Annotated in this window: 15 protein-coding genes and 1 rRNA gene (1 of these 16 running past the window's edge); 9 read left to right on the top strand and 7 right to left on the bottom strand. The window is 70.2% G+C overall.

Annotated elements, in window-relative coordinates; all coding sequences use genetic code 11:
- Positions 1–20 precede the first annotated feature (20 nt).
- Entirely contained in the window at positions 21–2,531 is a 2,511-nt protein-coding gene (locus ACJ9NR_RS09135; protein WP_412491735.1) for an ABC transporter ATP-binding protein/permease, read from the top strand.
- A gap of 85 nt (positions 2,532–2,616) precedes the next feature.
- Here ACJ9NR_RS09135 and ACJ9NR_RS09130 read toward each other — a convergent pair whose 3' ends face one another.
- The 3 genes from ACJ9NR_RS09130 to ACJ9NR_RS09120 form a co-directional block, all read right to left on the bottom strand.
- A complete protein-coding gene (locus tag ACJ9NR_RS09130) occupies positions 2,617–3,393 on the bottom strand; it encodes a transglycosylase SLT domain-containing protein (protein ID WP_412491734.1) in 777 nt (258 codons plus the stop codon).
- 303 nt (positions 3,394–3,696) lie between these two features.
- Positions 3,697–4,848, bottom strand: a complete 1,152-nt coding sequence (locus tag ACJ9NR_RS09125) for an S-adenosylmethionine:tRNA ribosyltransferase-isomerase (RefSeq protein WP_412491732.1) — start codon at positions 4,846–4,848, stop codon at positions 3,697–3,699.
- A complete protein-coding gene (locus ACJ9NR_RS09120) occupies positions 4,845–5,543 on the bottom strand; it encodes an SDR family NAD(P)-dependent oxidoreductase (RefSeq protein WP_412491731.1) in 699 nt (232 codons plus the stop codon). The genes ACJ9NR_RS09125 and ACJ9NR_RS09120 overlap by 4 nt, the downstream gene beginning before the upstream one ends.
- Positions 5,544–5,768: 225 nt before the next feature.
- Between ACJ9NR_RS09120 and ACJ9NR_RS09115 the strand changes: the two genes are divergently transcribed.
- The 3 genes from ACJ9NR_RS09115 (at position 5,769) to chpE (ending at position 7,965) form a co-directional block, all read left to right on the top strand.
- Positions 5,769–6,914 carry a GAF domain-containing sensor histidine kinase gene (locus tag ACJ9NR_RS09115; protein WP_412491730.1) on the top strand — a complete coding sequence of 382 codons (1,146 nt, stop codon included), beginning with the start codon at positions 5,769–5,771 and terminating at the stop codon, positions 6,912–6,914.
- Positions 6,907–7,548, top strand: a complete 642-nt coding sequence (locus ACJ9NR_RS09110) for a response regulator (RefSeq protein WP_412491729.1) — start codon at positions 6,907–6,909, stop codon at positions 7,546–7,548. The genes ACJ9NR_RS09115 and ACJ9NR_RS09110 overlap by 8 nt, the downstream gene beginning before the upstream one ends.
- Positions 7,549–7,722: 174 nt before the next feature.
- Entirely contained in the window at positions 7,723–7,965 is a 243-nt protein-coding gene (chpE, locus tag ACJ9NR_RS09105) for a chaplin ChpE (protein WP_412491728.1), read from the top strand.
- A 341-nt stretch (positions 7,966–8,306) separates the two neighbouring features.
- Here chpE and ACJ9NR_RS09100 read toward each other — a convergent pair whose 3' ends face one another.
- On the bottom strand, positions 8,307–9,095 hold the full coding sequence (locus tag ACJ9NR_RS09100) for an Rv1486c family protein (protein ID WP_412491727.1): 789 nt from the start codon (positions 9,093–9,095) through the stop codon (positions 8,307–8,309).
- Between the two features lie 147 nt (positions 9,096–9,242).
- Between ACJ9NR_RS09100 and ACJ9NR_RS09095 the strand changes: the two genes are divergently transcribed.
- The 3 genes from ACJ9NR_RS09095 (at position 9,243) to ACJ9NR_RS09085 (ending at position 11,644) form a co-directional block, all read left to right on the top strand.
- On the top strand, positions 9,243–10,040 hold the full coding sequence (locus tag ACJ9NR_RS09095; RefSeq protein WP_412491726.1) for an ABC transporter ATP-binding protein: 798 nt from the start codon (positions 9,243–9,245) through the stop codon (positions 10,038–10,040).
- A 93-nt stretch (positions 10,041–10,133) separates the two neighbouring features.
- Positions 10,134–10,565, top strand: a complete 432-nt coding sequence (locus ACJ9NR_RS09090) for an NfeD family protein (RefSeq protein WP_412491725.1) — start codon at positions 10,134–10,136, stop codon at positions 10,563–10,565.
- 131 nt (positions 10,566–10,696) lie between these two features.
- Positions 10,697–11,644, top strand: coding sequence for an SPFH domain-containing protein (locus tag ACJ9NR_RS09085; protein WP_412491724.1), 948 nt, complete (start codon positions 10,697–10,699; stop codon positions 11,642–11,644).
- Positions 11,645–11,767: 123 nt separating this feature from the next.
- Here ACJ9NR_RS09085 and ACJ9NR_RS09080 read toward each other — a convergent pair whose 3' ends face one another.
- The 3 genes from ACJ9NR_RS09080 to ACJ9NR_RS09070 form a co-directional block, all read right to left on the bottom strand.
- Positions 11,768–12,274 (bottom strand): HNH endonuclease, encoded by a 507-nt coding sequence (locus ACJ9NR_RS09080; RefSeq protein ID WP_412491723.1) that lies wholly within the window; start codon positions 12,272–12,274, stop codon positions 11,768–11,770.
- Between the two features lie 144 nt (positions 12,275–12,418).
- Positions 12,419–12,958 (bottom strand): YbhB/YbcL family Raf kinase inhibitor-like protein, encoded by a 540-nt coding sequence (locus ACJ9NR_RS09075; protein WP_412491722.1) that lies wholly within the window; start codon positions 12,956–12,958, stop codon positions 12,419–12,421.
- 42 nt (positions 12,959–13,000) lie between these two features.
- The gene (locus tag ACJ9NR_RS09070) at positions 13,001–13,783 is read right to left on the bottom strand and encodes a sporulation protein (RefSeq protein WP_412491721.1); all 783 of its coding nucleotides are present in this window, start codon (positions 13,781–13,783) and stop codon (positions 13,001–13,003) included.
- A gap of 138 nt (positions 13,784–13,921) precedes the next feature.
- On the opposite strand from ACJ9NR_RS09070, the gene ACJ9NR_RS09065 reads away from it, so the two are divergent.
- Together ACJ9NR_RS09065 and ACJ9NR_RS09060 are read left to right on the top strand one after the other, a co-directional pair.
- Positions 13,922–14,563 (top strand): DNA-3-methyladenine glycosylase, encoded by a 642-nt coding sequence (locus ACJ9NR_RS09065; protein WP_412491720.1) that lies wholly within the window; start codon positions 13,922–13,924, stop codon positions 14,561–14,563.
- A 493-nt stretch (positions 14,564–15,056) separates the two neighbouring features.
- Positions 15,057–15,227, top strand: a 16S ribosomal RNA gene (locus ACJ9NR_RS09060) (it continues 1,355 nt past the right edge of the window).

Here is a 15,227-nt window from a genome sequence, read left to right as displayed (position 1 = left end):
GACTACTCATGGGGCATGGAGTGCCTGAACTCGTACTGGAATTGAATGGACGTACCTGGACGCTTGATCCGTCCAGGCCGTACGCCCTCGGACGCGATCCGCAGGGCGACATCGTGATCGACGACGCCAGGGTGTCCTGGCGGCACGCCACGATCAGCTTCGACGGACGCAGCTGGGTCATCGAGGACCACGGCAGCACCAACGGCACCTTCGCGCAGGGGCAGCGGGTCCATCGGCTGGAGATCGGCCCGGGCGCCGCCGTGCACCTCGGCAACGCGACCGACGGCCCGTGTGTGACCGTGACCGGCGCGGCGGCCGCCGTCGCCCAGCCCCAGCAGCAGCCGTACGCCGCTCAGGGCGCGGGCCCGGGCTGGGCGCAGCAGGCGCCGCCGCAGCAGGCCCCGCAGACCGGCCGGCCGCAGCAGGCCGCACCCCAGCAGGCCGCGGCGTACGTACCGGCGCAGCAGGGCCCCGGTGGTGGCGCGGGGGCGCCGCCGGTCTACGGCGACCGCAGCCCGACCACGTTCCACCAGTTCTCCCTCGGCCGGGTCATGCGCATCGGCCGCGCGCTGGAGAACGAACTGGTCGTCTCGGACCTGCAGGTCTCCCGCCACCACGCCGAGTTCCACGCGACGCCCGACGGCCGCTTCGAGATCCGCGACCTGGGCTCGCACAACGGCACGTACGTCAACGGCCAGCCGATCCCCAAGGGCGGCACGCAGCTCCTCGGCCCGAACGACATCGTCGGCGTCGGCCACTCCACCTTCCGCCTGGTCGGCGACCGCCTCGAGGAGTTCGTCGACACCGGTGAGGTCTCCTTCTCGGCCCGCCATCTGACCGTCACGGTCGACGGCGGCAAGCAGATCCTGAAGGACGTCTCCTTCGGTGTGCCGGAGAAGTCCCTGATCGCGGTCATCGGTCCGTCCGGCTCCGGCAAGTCGACCCTGCTCAAGGCGCTCACCGGCTACCGGCCCGCCAACCAGGGCGACGTCCTCTACGACAACCGCAACCTCTACAAGCAGTTCGCCGAGCTGCGCCAGCGCATCGGTCTGGTCCCGCAGGACGACATCCTGCACAAGGAGCTGAGCGTCAAGAAGGCCCTGAAGTACGCGGCCAAGCTGCGCTTCCCGGCCGACACCACGGCCGCCGAGCGCGAGGCCCGTATCGACGAGGTGCTGCGCGAGCTGAAGCTGGACGTCCACAAGGAGAAGAAGGTCACCTCCCTCTCCGGCGGCCAGCGCAAGCGCGTCTCGGTGGCCCTGGAGCTGCTCACCAAGCCGTCCCTGATCTTCCTGGACGAGCCCACGTCGGGCCTCGACCCGGGCATGGACCGCGACGTCATGCAGTTGCTGCGCGGCCTCGCCGACGACGGCCGCACGGTCCTCGTCGTCACCCACTCGGTGGCCGAGCTGGCGATCTGCGACAAGCTCCTGGTGATGGCCCCGGGCGGCGCGGTGGCCTACTTCGGCCCGCCCGAGGAGGCGCTGAACTTCTTCGGCTACGACACCTGGGCCGACGTCTTCTCCGCCTTCGAGAACTACCGCGACTACGACTGGGCGGGCCGCTGGAAGGGCTCGCAGCACTACCAGATGTACGCCGCGGACATCGACGCCGTCGCGCCGCAGTCCGTACAGATGCCGCCGATGCAGGCGATGAAGCCGCCGAAGCCGCAGGGCTGGATGTCGCAGTGGGTCACGCTGGTGCGCCGCTACGTCTCGGTCATCGCCTCCGACAAGGGCTTCCTGGCCCTGACGGTGATCCTGCCGCTGGTCCTCGGGGCGGTGAGCCTGCTCATCGACTCCGGCAAGGGCCTGCTGCCGAACCCGATGATCAACCGGGCCACCGGCCAGCCCGTCCCGAACGGCACGGCCACCACCGTCCTGCTGATCCTCGCGGTCGGCGCCTGCTTCGCCGGCGCCGCGAACTCCGTCCGCGAACTGATCAAGGAACGGGTCATCTACGAGCGCGAACGCGCGACCGGTCTGTCCCGCTCCGCCTACCTGATGTCCAAGGTCTTCGTGCTCGGCGTGGTGACCGCGGTGCAGGGCCTGATGGTCGGCGTCATCGGCTTCGCCAGCCGGGAGATCCCCAAGGAGGGGCTCGTCCTCGGGCACGCCACGCTCCTGGAGCTCACCCTGCCGATCATGGGCCTCGGCTTCACGTCGATGATGTTCGGCCTGGTCATGTCCGCACTGGTGAAGACCGCCGAGAAGACCATGCCGCTGCTGGTCATGTTCGCGATCATCCAGGTCGTCTTCACCGGCTGCCTGTTCGCGCTCAACGGCTCGATCGGCGCCAACCAGATCTCGTACCTGATGCCCTCGCGCTGGGCCGTCGCCGCGGCCGGCGCCACGCTGGACTTCAACAAGATCTCGCCGCCCGGCAAGGGCAAGAGCAACGACCCGCTGTGGGAGCACACGGTCGGCGCCTGGGGCATGGACATGTTCGCCCTGATCGTCCTCGGCGTCGTCTGCGGCTTCTTCGTGGCCCGCTTCCTGCGCCGCCACGAGCCGGAGGTCATGCGCAAGTAGTCGCCGTTGCCGGCGACGTGCGAAGGGCGGCACCCGGCAGGGGGTGCCGCCCTTCGGCGTTCGCGTGAAGAGGTCCGCGCCGACCTCAGTACGCGCTGTTGACGTTGTCGATCGAGCCGTACTTGTCGGCCGCGTAGTTGGCGGCGGCGGTGATGTTGGCGACCGGGTCGTAGATGTTCCAGGACGTGCCGGCCACGTGGTACGCGTTGAAGGTCGGCGGGATGACCTGCAGCAGCCCCTTCGACGGGATGCCGTTGATGGCGTTGATGTCCCAGCCGTTGATCGCGTGGGGGTTGCCCGAGGACTCCCGCATGATGTTGCGGTACAGGCCGTTGTAGCTGCCCGGAATGCCCTTCTTGTGCATGATGTCCAGGGCGTGGTCGATCCAGCCGTTGAGGTTGTCGGCGTACAGCCTCGGAGCGGCCTTCTTGATCGCGGGCCGCCTGGCGGACCGGCTCGCGGCCTCCCTGGCCTTGTGCGCGGCCGCGGCCTTCTTCCTGGCGGCGGCCGCGGCGGCCGCCTTCTTCCTCGCCAGGGCCTTCTTCTTCGCGGCGGCCTCGGCGGCGGCCTTCTTCTCAGCCGCGGCCTTCTTGGCGGCGACCTTCTTCGCGGCGGCCTCGGCCTTCAGGTCGGCGCGGGCGAGCCGGTCGGTGACACTCGCCCTGACGTCCTTGATCGGCTTGTTGCTGTACTCCACCTTGGCCGTGGAGACGGCGGCCTCGTTTGTCGTCGTCCCGGCGCTGCTGGGCACCGCGGAGAAGGCGAGGGTGGCGGCGCCGAGGGCGGCGACACCGGCTGTCGCGATCTTCTGATGACGGTTGAGCGAGCGACTGAGTCGGCGAATCCAGATGTTTTCGGGCATGGCAGACGGACCTCTTCGAATAGCGCGGAGGTCGCTCTACGCCGGCGGGGGCCACGGGGCCCTTCCGCACAAAAGCCGCGGCGAGAACCGCGGCGCTGAGCGACGGGAGCAATTCTTAGCGGCCGCAAAACATCGAGGCAAAGATGTGACGTACGAACCTGCATAGTGGAGGAGGGAAGGGCAAAGCGGGGCAGACCGGACCGTCTGCCCCGCTCAAAAGGGGATGCTGTGTCTCCTACCGGGCTTCGTACGTGATGTGGACCCTATGCGCGGGCTCACACGGAAGGCGCGCCGTTCTCACCATCAGTTGCTGGCGCAATGCGCTGCGTGAGGGTCTCGCTCCGGCAGGATGAGATGGACGTCCCCGAACTCGTGCCACAGGTAGAGCCCGCGCAGCGCCTCCTGGTAGCTGCGGTCGACCGCGGCCCGTCCGGCGATCGCCTCCAGCATCAGCAGGTGCGAGGCCTCCGGCTCGTGCAGCCCGGTCAGCAGCCCGTCCACCACCCGCACCCCGCGCTCGGGGGTGACCACGAGGTCCGTCCACCCCTCACGCGCGCGTACGACGCCGTCGGAGCCGGCTGCCGACTCCACGGCCCGTACGGCGGTCGTCCCGACGGCGAGGACCCCGCGGCCGTCGGCCTTCGCCGCGTTGATCAGCCGCGCCGACGCCCGCGGCACCGAGAACCGCTCCGGATACGGCGGCTCGTGCGCCTCCACCGAGGCCACCCCGGTGTGCAGCGTGACCGGCGCGAACTGCACACCCCGGCTCACCAGCTCCGTGACCAGCCGCGCGGTGAAGGGCCGCGCGGCACTCGGCATCTCCGCACTGCCCGTCCCGTCGGGGGAGGGGAGCGCGAACACCGTCTGGTGGACCGACAGCGGCTGGTCCCGCTCCGTGTACGCGTACCGGATGGGCCGCCCGTACTCCCGCAGCATGCCGAGGACATCCGCGCCGGACACGTATGCCCACCGCAGACGGTCCGCACCCGCGCTCAGCGGCTCCTCCAGAACCAGCCGCACACCGCCGGGCAACCGCACCCGCGTACCCGCGGCCCCGCAGCCACCGCTGCGGGCGGCGCCTCGCGCGCCCTGTTCTCCCAGCGGACGCGTGGTGCCCGCTCCGTCGGGGGCCCGCAGCTCGACCGCCCACCGTCCGTCGTCGCCGCGCGTGGAGAAATGCACCACCACGCGCGCGTGCCCGACCCGCCCGTCCACCGCGGCGGCCAGCGTGGAGGAGGTGTTCACCACGAGCAGATCCCCGGCCCGCAGCAGCCGGGGCAGGTCCCGGAAGGCGTGGTGCGACACCTCCGTGCCGCGCGACACGAGCAGCCGTACGGCGTCCCGGTCGAGCCCGGCCCCGCGCTGCTCGACCGGGACGCGCGCCGACAACTCCTCCGGCACCTTCCCCCACTCCCGAACGGGCCGGAGCGCGGGAGCCCCCGCCGCCACCGTCATCGCCGTTCCCCCAGCAGCGCCGGGGCCGCGTAGCGGCCGCTCACCGGCCGCTCGTCCAGCAGCCTGAGGAAACCCGGCACCACACTCGCGGGCGCCGGCCGTGGCTCCCCGTCGTCCGGTACGGCCGCCGCGTACAGGTCGGTGGCCATGTCACCCGGGTCGACCGCCCACACCCGCAGCCCCGGCTCCTCCGCGCCGAGCACCGCGGCGAGGTGGTCCAGTGCCGCCTTCGACGCCCCGTACCCGCCCCAGGTCTCGTAGGCCTCGGCGGCCGCGTCCGAGCTGATCGCCACCACCGTGCCCGCCCCGGACGCCCGCAGCAGCGGCAGCGCCTCCTGGACCAGGCCCAGCGCGGCCACCACGTTCACCTCCAGCGCCCGCCGCAGCCCTTCCGGATCGAGCGCCTCCAGCCGTACGAGCGGCTCGGCACCCAGCGCGCTCGCGTTGCTCACCAGCAGATCGAGCCCGCCCAGCTTCCGCGCGGCCGCCACCAGCTCCGCCCGATGCCCGGGGTCGGTGACGTCCCCGGGCAGGGCCGTCACGCGGGTGCCGAGCGCCTCGATCCGGTCCGCCGCCCGCTGGAGCACCCCGGCCGTCCTGGCGTCGAGCACCAGGTCCCAGCCGCGCGCGGCCAGCGCCTCGGCGAGCGCCCGCCCCAGTCCTTTCGAGGCCCCCGTGATGATCGCTACCGGCATGACATCTCTCCTCGTCTCGCCCGCCCTCGATCGGCGGTGACCTCAACGTAGGAACCGCCCGGCCCACCCCGCCTCGGACGCGGGCCGCAAACAGCCGGGGCCCTTCGCCCTAAGCCGCCGGCCCGGGTCCACCGGCCCTGGTCCCCTGGACCTAGGGCCACCGGCGCAGTCCACGCCGCCACCGGACCGATCCGTGCTGTCACACCCCGCCGGTACCTTGAGGACATGAGTCAAGGACCCCGGTCGGGCCTGGTCGCGGTGAGTTCCGCGCTGCTGGCCATGAGCAGGCACCTGGAGGTGCGCGACGTCCTCAAGACGATCGTCGCCTCGGCCCGCGAACTGCTCGGCGCGCGGTACGCCGCGCTCGGGGTCCCCGACGACCACGGCGGCTTCGCCCAGTTCGTGGTGGACGGCGTCAGCGACGCCCAGTGGAGGGCCATCGGCCCCCTTCCGCGCCAGCACGGCATCCTCGCCTCGATGCTGCAGGAGGCGAGGACCGAGCGCCTCGCCGACGTCCGCAAGGACCCCCGCTTCGAGGGCTGGCCCTCCGCCCACCCCGACATGTCCGACTTCCTCGGCCTGCCCATCAGGGACGGCGACGAGGTCATCGGCGCGCTCTTCCTCGCCAACAAGGACTGCCCCCGGCAGGAGGGCCGCTGCGGCTTCACCGAGGACGACGAGGAACTGCTCGAGATCCTCGCCCAGCACGCGGCGATCGCCCTCACCAACGCCCGCCTGTACGAGCGCAGCCGGGAGCTGACGATCGCCGAGGAGCGCTCCCGCCTCGCGCACGAACTGCATGACGCGGTCAGCCAGAAGCTCTTCTCCCTGCGCCTGACCGCCCAGGCCGCCGCCGCCCTGGTCGACCGCGACCCGTCCCGGGCCAAGGGAGAGCTGCAGCAGGTCGCCGCGCTCGCCGCCGAAGCCGCCGACGAACTGCGCGCCGCCGTGGTGGAGCTGCGCCCCGCGGCCCTCGACGAGGACGGCCTGGTCGCCACCCTGCGCACCCAGATCCAGGTCCTCGACCGCGCCCACACCGCACGCGTGAGCTTCGACTGCTGCGGGGTGCGCGCCCTGCCCTCCGCCCAGGAGGAGGCCGTCCTGCGCGTCGCCCAGGAGGCCCTGCACAACGCTCTGCGGCACTCCGGCGCGGAGTGCGTGGACGTGACCCTGGCCCGCCGCGGCACGGCCGCGGTCCTGCGCGTGACCGACGACGGCAGCGGCTTCGACCCGCAGGCGATCCGACGGGCGGGCCGCCACCTGGGCCTGGTTTCCATGCGCGACCGCGCGAGCGGCGTCGGCGGCACCCTGACGGTGGAGTCGGCGCCCGGGAAGGGCACCACGATCGAGATGGAGGTCCCCGGTGGCTGACGCAATCAAGGTGCTGCTCGTCGACGACCACCAGGTGGTCCGCCGCGGCCTGCGCACGTTCCTCGAGGTGCAGGACGACATCGAGGTCGTGGGCGAGGCGGCCGACGGTGCCGAAGGCATCGCCCGCGCCGAGGAGTTGCAGCCCGACGTCGTCCTGATGGACGTCAAGATGCCGGGCATGGACGGCGTGGCCGCCCTGCGCGAGCTCCGCGAACTCAAGAACCCCGCGCGCGTGCTCATCGTCACCAGCTTCACCGAACAGCGCACGGTGGTGCCGGCCCTGCGCGCGGGCGCCGCCGGTTACGTCTACAAGGACGTGGACCCCGACGCCCTCGCCGGCGCCATCCGCTCCGTCCACGCCGGGCACATCCTGCTCCAACCCGAGGTCGCGGGCGCGCTCCTGTCCCAGGAGGAGGCCAACGCCGGCCAGGGCAGAGGGGGTTCGCTCACGGACCGGGAGCGCGAGGTGCTCGGCCTGATAGCGGACGGCCGTTCCAACCGCGAGATCGCGCGGGCCCTGGTCCTCTCCGAGAAGACGGTGAAGACCCACGTCTCGAACATCCTCATGAAGCTCGACCTCGCGGACCGCACCCAGGCCGCGCTCTGGGCCGTACGCCACGGCATGGCGGGCTGACACGCGCCGCGCACGCCGGTGCGCCCGACGGCAATACGGAAGGTTCCATTCCAGGCTGAGATTCATACCGTCGTGGGAATGTCCCCCGGATGGCGCATCCTTCGGGGGATCCCCGCCGTTCTCCAGTGCGTGCTGCGGCGAACGCCGTGGCAGTCGCTAGGGAGGGCTCAGAAAGTGAAGAACCTGAAGAAGGCAGTGGCCGTGACGATGGTGGCCGGCGGAATGATCGCCGCGGGCGCCGGAATGGCCTCCGCCACCGACGCCCACGCCGACGGCACCGCCGCGGGCTCGCCCGGCATCATCTCGGGCAACCTCGTCCAGGCCCCCGTGCACGTCCCGGTGAACGCGGTGGGCAACAGCGTGAACGTCGTGGGCGTCCTCAACCCCGCCTTCGGCAACCTGGGCGTCAACCGCTGACACCCTCCCCACACGCAGTGACCACCGGCCTCCCGGGCGCCCCCGGGAGGCCGGTCAGTTCTTTCTGGGGCCACTCCGCTCCCTCTGAGGGCCACTCCGCTCGCTCTCAGAGTCGCTCCGCTTCCTCTGGGGGGTCTCTCCTCCGGGCGAGGGTCTCGCCGCCGATCTCGCCGCCGGTCCTTCCACCGGAACCTCATCGGCCCGAGCCGGGAGTCCCGGCCCGTCCGGCACCCGAGGGCGAGGCCGTCCAGGCCGGAGCCTCGGGTCAGGGGCCCGAGCCACGGGTCAGGGGCCCGAGCCCCGGGGCGGCGACACCACCGCCCCCACACGGCAACCACCGCTCACCGCGCCCCCCGCTCCCGCTCCTCCACGACCGAGTTGTACGCCGCGACCTGAGCGCGCCGCCCCACCCGCTCCACCGGCCGCAGGGCCTCGGCCCGGGCGGCCATCTCGGCGGAGCTCACCGCGCCGCCGTGCCCGTTCTCCCGCGCGAGCGAGACCAGCAGCCCGATCCGCCGCGCCAGCTCCAGTACCCGCACCGCCCGCTGCGGATACCCCGGAGCCAGCACCTCCTGCCCCCGCTCGGCCCGCGACCGGTAGGCGTCGATGGCCGCCTCCGCCACCGGCCCCGACGCGGCGACGTCCAGTCGCGACAGCGCCTCGGTGGCCTCCCGCAGGGCCTCCGCCAGCTCCCGCTCGGCCTCGCCCAGCGAGGGCACGTCGGCCGGCGGGGCCTCCCGCACCGGCAGACAGTGCCAGACGACCTCGACATGGACATCACCCTCCGGCCCGGCCCCGTGGACCTCGGGCACCAGCCCGAAGGGCGCGCCGTAGCAGAGGACGGCCTCCCCGGCCTCCATCGCCCGCGCGTTGAACTCGGGCGGGCCGCTCAGCCCCAGCGGATGACCCGGCGCCGGCAGCGCGACCCGCAGCCCGGTCACCCCCAGGGCCCGCAGCCGTCCCAGCGCGAGCGTGAGCCCGACCGGCCCCGACTCGCCGGGCAGCCCCTCCATCCGGTGCACGGCGTCGTCCCCGACGATCGTGAGTACGGCGTCGTCGGGTGAGACAAGTCCGGCAAAAAGGGCATTTCCCCAAGCCGCAAGGCGTCCTGAACGCGGTTCCGAGAGCATGCCTCCACCCTAAGGACCGGACCGATGGAATCGCCGGGCCGACCAGTGGCGTAGATTTCGTCGAGGGCAGCGCCCACAACGCGCACGCGACAGCCGAGACGCCGAGACGCCGAGACCGGTCACACTGCAAGGGGAGACAACGCGCACATGAGCGATGTTCTGGAGCTTCAGGACGTATCCGTGGTCCGGGAGGGCCGGGCTCTGGTGGACCAGGTCTCCTGGTCGGTCAAGGAGGGCGAGCGCTGGGTCATCCTCGGACCGAACGGCGCCGGCAAGACCACCCTCCTCAACGTCGCCTCCAGCTACCTCTACCCCAGCAAGGGCACCGCGACCATCCTCGGCGAGACCCTCGGCAGGCCCGGCACCGACGTCTTCGAACTGCGCCCGCGCATCGGCGTGGCCGGCATCGCCATGGCCGACAAGCTCCCCAAGCGCCAGACGGTCCTGCAGACCGTGCTGACCGCCGCGTACGGCATGACGGCGGGCTGGCAGGAGGAGTACGAGGAGGTCGACGAGCAGCGCGCCCGCGCCTTCCTCGACCGCCTCGGCATGAGCGACTTCCTCGACCGGAAGTTCGGCACCCTCTCCGAGGGCGAGCGCAAGCGCACTCTCATCGCCCGCGCCCTGATGACCGACCCCGAGCTGCTCCTCCTCGACGAGCCCGCCGCCGGCCTCGACCTCGGCGGCCGCGAGGACCTGGTCCGCCGTCTCGGCCGGCTCGCGCGCGACCCGATCGCCCCCTCCATGATCATGGTCACCCACCATGTCGAGGAGATCGCCCCCGGCTTCACCCACGTGCTGATGATCCGTCAGGGCAAGGTCCTCGCCGCCGGCCCGCTGGAACTCGAACTCACCTCGCGCAACCTCTCCCTCTGCTTCGGCCTCCCGCTCGTCGTCGAACAGGTGGGCGACCGCTGGACCGCTCAGGGCCTGCCGCTGTCCTGACGGTGTGAAGTACCCGCGAAAACAAGGGCGAGAAGCCCTTCCGCCCCCATCGCGCCCTGTCCGAGGCGGGACCCGCGGTCCTACCATGACCATGTGAACGACATCGACGTATGGGTGTGGTGGCTCGTCGGCGCGGCTGCGCTCGGAATCCCTCTCGTGGTCACCGCGATGCCGGAGTTCGGCATGCTCGCGGTGGGCGCCGTCGCCGCCGCGGTCATCGCCGGACTCGGCTTCGGCGTCGTGGCCCAGGTGCTCTCCTTCGTCGTCGTCTCGGTCGCCCTCATCGCCGTCGTACGGCCCATCGCGGCCCGCCACAGCGCCCAGCGCCCCCGACTGGCCACGGGCGTGGACGCGTTGAAGGGGAAGCAGGCCGTCGTCCTGGAGCGTGTCGACGGCTCCGGAGGCCGGATCAAGCTGGCCGGCGAGATCTGGTCCGCACGTTCGCTCGACGCCGACAGCGCCTACGAGGTGGGCCAGGAAGTCGACGTCGTGGAGATCGAGGGAGCCACCGCGATCGTCATCTGACCTCGCAGGACTCAACTGAACCGAACAGCCCACGAGTTGTGCGACGGTCTGACAGACTCGACCAGCAAGATCTTCAACAACCATAAGATCTTCCGAAAGCGCCGAGGCGGAGAAGGGTACGGGGTCCGACGATGGAACCGGTCATCATCGTCCTGATCATTCTGGTGGTGTTGGTCTTCATCGCCCTGATCAGGACGATCCAAGTCATCCCGCAGGCCAGCGCCGCCATCGTCGAGCGCTTCGGCCGCTACACGCGGACTCTCAACGCGGGCCTCAACATCGTCGTGCCGTTCATCGACACGATCCGCAACCGCATCGACCTGCGCGAGCAGGTCGTGCCGTTCCCGCCGCAGCCGGTCATCACCCAGGACAACCTGGTCGTCAACATCGACACCGTCATCTACTACCAGGTGACCGACGCCCGGGCCGCCACCTACGAAGTCGCCAGCTATATCCAGGCGATCGAGCAGCTCACCGTCACCACGCTCCGCAACATCATCGGCGGCATGGACCTCGAGCGGACCCTGACCTCCCGCGAGGAGATCAACGCGGCCCTGCGCGGCGTCCTCGACGAGGCCACCGGCAAGTGGGGCATCCGCGTCAACCGCGTCGAGCTCAAGGCGATCGAGCCGCCCACCTCCATCCAGGACTCGATGGAGAAGCAGATGCGCGCCGACCGTGACAAGCGCGCCGCGATCCTCACCGCCGAAGGTACGCGCCAGGCCGCGATCCTCACCGCCGAGGGTGAGAAGCAGTCCCAGATCCTGCGCGCCGAGGGTGAGGCGAAGGCCGCCGCCCTGCGCGCCGAGGGCGAAGCCCAGGCGATCCGCACGGTCTTCGAGTCCATCCACGCCGGAGACCCCGACCAGAAGCTGCTCAGCTACCAGTACCTCCAGATGCTCCCGAAGATCGCCGAGGGCGACGCCAACAAGCTCTGGATCGTCCCCAGCGAGATCGGCGACGCCCTCAAGGGTCTCTCCGGAGCCATGGGCAACTTCGGCCTCGGCGGCCCTCCCGGAGGCGGCGCCCCCACCCCCGAGAAGGCCGCGGAACGCCGAGAGAAGCCGTCCATAGACTGACGCACGACGACAGCGGGGCCCGCCTTCTCCAGGAAGGCGGGCCCAAGTCCCTTCAGGGGGGCGGGGAACTGCGCGACCGGCCACAGAACACCCGCACCCGCCGTATGGCCGGCAGCCCCACGGTCAGGCGGCGTCCCGTGCAAGCCAGGACGGCAGCGCCCGAAACTCCTCCGCCCCCAGCGTCAGCAACATCGCATCCTGCGGAGTCGGCTCGAACGGCTCCCGCAACAGCGGCATCCCCGCCTGCTCCGGAGTCCGGTCGGCCTTGCGGTGATTGTCCTCCGCGCACGAGGCGACGGTGTTCAGCCACGAGTCCCGGCCCCCCTGCGACCGCGGCACCACGTGGTCCACGGTCGTCGCCCGCCGACCGCAGTACGCGCACCGGTGCCGGTCCCTGACCAGCACACCCCGCCTCGACCACGGCGCTTGTCTTCGGAACGGCACCTTCACGTACCTGCACAGCCGGATCACCCGGGGCACGGGTATGTCGACCGCGGCGCCGCGCATGCGCAGTGCGGGGTGGGCCTGCTCGACGACGGCCTTGTCCTGCAGCACCAGAACGACGGCTCGGTTCAACGTCACCGTCGACAGTGGCTCGAAGCTCGCGTTCAGCACCAGCGTGTCCCGCATCCGGCCCACCTCCCATGCGCACCGGCCCACCCCCTGGCGGGCTTGGATCAACTCTGGCCGGGCACGCCGAGATGGACAACGCAATAAAAAATGCCCGCCCCCGATCACTTCCATGACCGGGGGCGGGCAAACGTTCCATGAACGTCAGGCTTCGGCGGGCACCTCGTACTCGCCGATCAGCCGGGCGCGGCCGATCGTGTGGAACCGCAGGTTGAAGCCGACGAAGGCGGGACTGGCGTCCGAGTCCGGGCCGAGCTTCTCCTGGTCCACCGCGTACACCGTGAACACGTACCGGTGCGGCCCGTCCCCGGCGGGCGGAGCGGCACCGCCGAAGTCCTTGGACCCGAAGTCGTTACGAGCCTGAACCGCGCCCTCGGGCAGCCCCTCGAACTTGCCGGTGCCCGCACCGACCGGAAGCTCGGTCACCGAGGCCGGGATGTCGAACACCACCCAGTGCCAGAACCCGCTGCCGGTCGGGGCATCGGGGTCGTAGCAGGTCACCGCGAAGCTCTTGGTCTCGGCAGGGAAACCCTCCCACCGCAGATGCGGCGAGGTGTTGCCGGCCGCGTAGACCTGCGCGTCCTTGAGCGTGGCGCCCTCCTGGACGTTCTCACTCGTCACCGTGAACGCGGGGACGGGCGGGTGGAAGTCGTGGGGGAGCGGCCGCCGCTTGAGCTCGGTCACCTCGGTACCTCCTGATCGATTACGGAATCAGCAGTTCCGAGCCTAGAACCAGTTCCGCTTGCTGCCGACCTCGGACAGCCACTGGTTGAGGTACGCCGCCCAGTCGGTCCCGTGGAAGTCGTGCTGACCCACCTGGAACGAACGGTAGGTGTCGCTGCCCTCGCTGAACAGACCGGGCTTCTTGTCCATCTCCAGCACGACGTCCATGGCGTGCTCGTCGGCCACGAAGCTCAACTCGACCTGGTTGAGGCCCCGGTACTGCGACGGCGGGTAGAACTCGATCTCCTGGTAGAACGGCAGTGTCTGCCGCGTGCCCCTGATGTGCCCGCGCTCCATGTCCGCGCTCTTGAAGCGGAAGCCCAGCTGGATGAAGGCGTCCAGGATCGCCTTCTGCGCCGGCAGCGGGTGCACGTTGATCGGGTCGAGGTCACCGGAGTCGATGGCACGGGCGATCGCCAGCTCGGTGGTGACACCGATGTTCATCCCGCGCAGCGCCTGCCCGTCGATCATGGTGACCGGCGTCTCCCACGGGACCTCGATCCCGAACGGCACGGCGTGCACGGCCCCCGCCTGCAGCTCGAAGGCCCCACCGAGGCGCACCTTGGTGAACTCGATGTTCTGCTTGTACTCCTCGTCGCCGCTCTCGACCTCGACCTTCGCCTGCAGCCCCACGGACAGACCCTCGATGTCCTGGTTCACGGACCCGCCCTGGATCCGCACCTCCCCCTGGACGACGCCACCCGGAACGACGTTGACCTCGGTCAGTACCGTCTCGACCGAAGCCCCGCCGGCCCCCAGACTCGCGAGCAGCTTCTTGAACGCCATGACTCTCCCTTTACGTATGGTTCCTTGATCCCTACAAACGCGACGCGGGCCCGTCCGGTTCCGCGCCCTCACCCTGGCAAGCGGACGAAGCCTTGACCAGCCCTTGGCCTCCACCCGTCTGGACTAGGCTCGGGCCGCATGATCACGTCCCCGGACCGTACGCCACTCCCCAGGGAGTTCTTCGACCGCCCTGTCCTGGAGGTCGCCCCCGACCTCCTGGGCCGAATCCTGGTGCGTACGACACCCGACGGTCCGATCGCCCTGCGCCTCACGGAGGTCGAGGCCTACGACGGCCAGAACGACCCCGGCTCCCACGCCTATCGCGGCCGCACCGCCCGCAACGGCGTGATGTTCGGACCGCCCGGTCACGTGTACGTCTACTTCACCTACGGCATGTGGTTCTGCATGAACCTCGTGTGCGGGGCCCCGGGGCGGGCCAGTGCCGTCCTGCTCCGCGCCGGCGAGGTGATCGAAGGCGTCGAACAGGCTCGTAAACGTCGACTCTCGGCCCGAAACGACAAGGAACTGGCCAAAGGCCCGGCACGCCTCGCCACGGCTATGGACGTGGACCGCGCCCTGGACGGCACGGACGCGTGCGCCCCGGGACAGACCCCTCTGCGCGTCCTGAGCGGTACCGGGGTCCCTTCCGACCAGGTGCGCAACGGCCCGCGCACGGGTGTGTCCGGCGACGGAGCCGTACATCCATGGCGCTTCTGGGTCGCCGACGACCCCACGGTGAGCCCTTATCGGGCCCATGTCCCGAGGCGCCGCCGAAGTTGACGCACCCTTGGAAGGTGCGTAATGTAGCCCGAGCCGCTTGAACCGGGTACGGCGATCGCCAGCAGCCGGAAGCGGCCAAACCACTACCTACGATCACCCTCAGCGGGGGCGAATTCGGCGTGCCTGCATGCCAGAATTCAAACTCGCGGTACTCGATTATGAGTTGCCGAGGGAATCGGCTAACGTAGTGAATGTCGAAAGGCCCCGCCGACAGGGAATCAGGCCCGAAAGGTTCTGATAGAGTCGGAAACGTAAGATCGAAGGGAAGCGCCCGGAGGAAAGCCCGAGAGGGTGAGTACGAAGGAAGCGTCCGTTCCTTGAGAACTCAACAGCGTGCCAAAAGTCAACGCCAGATATGTTGATAACCCGTCTCCGGCCATACGGTCGGGGCGAGGTTCCTTTGAAAAAATACACAGCGAGGACGCTGTGTGCGGGGGGATTATTCCTCCTCTCGCACCGCTCTCGTGTGTGTCGCCCCGATGACGGGGAAGCATTCACGGAGAGTTTGATCCTGGCTCAGGACGAACGCTGGCGGCGTGCTTAACACATGCAAGTCGAACGATGAACCACTTCGGTGGGGAAGAGTGGCGAACGGGTGAGTAACACGTGGGCAATCTGCCCTGCACTCTGGGACAAGCCCTGGAAACGGGGTCTAATACCGGAT

The organism is Streptomyces sediminimaris (assembly GCF_047049295.1).
GTDB classification, from domain to species: domain Bacteria; phylum Actinomycetota; class Actinomycetes; order Streptomycetales; family Streptomycetaceae; genus Streptomyces; species Streptomyces sediminimaris.
The sequence above is the reverse complement of the archived record's forward strand: the minus strand, read 5'-3'. Positions and strand labels throughout refer to the sequence as shown.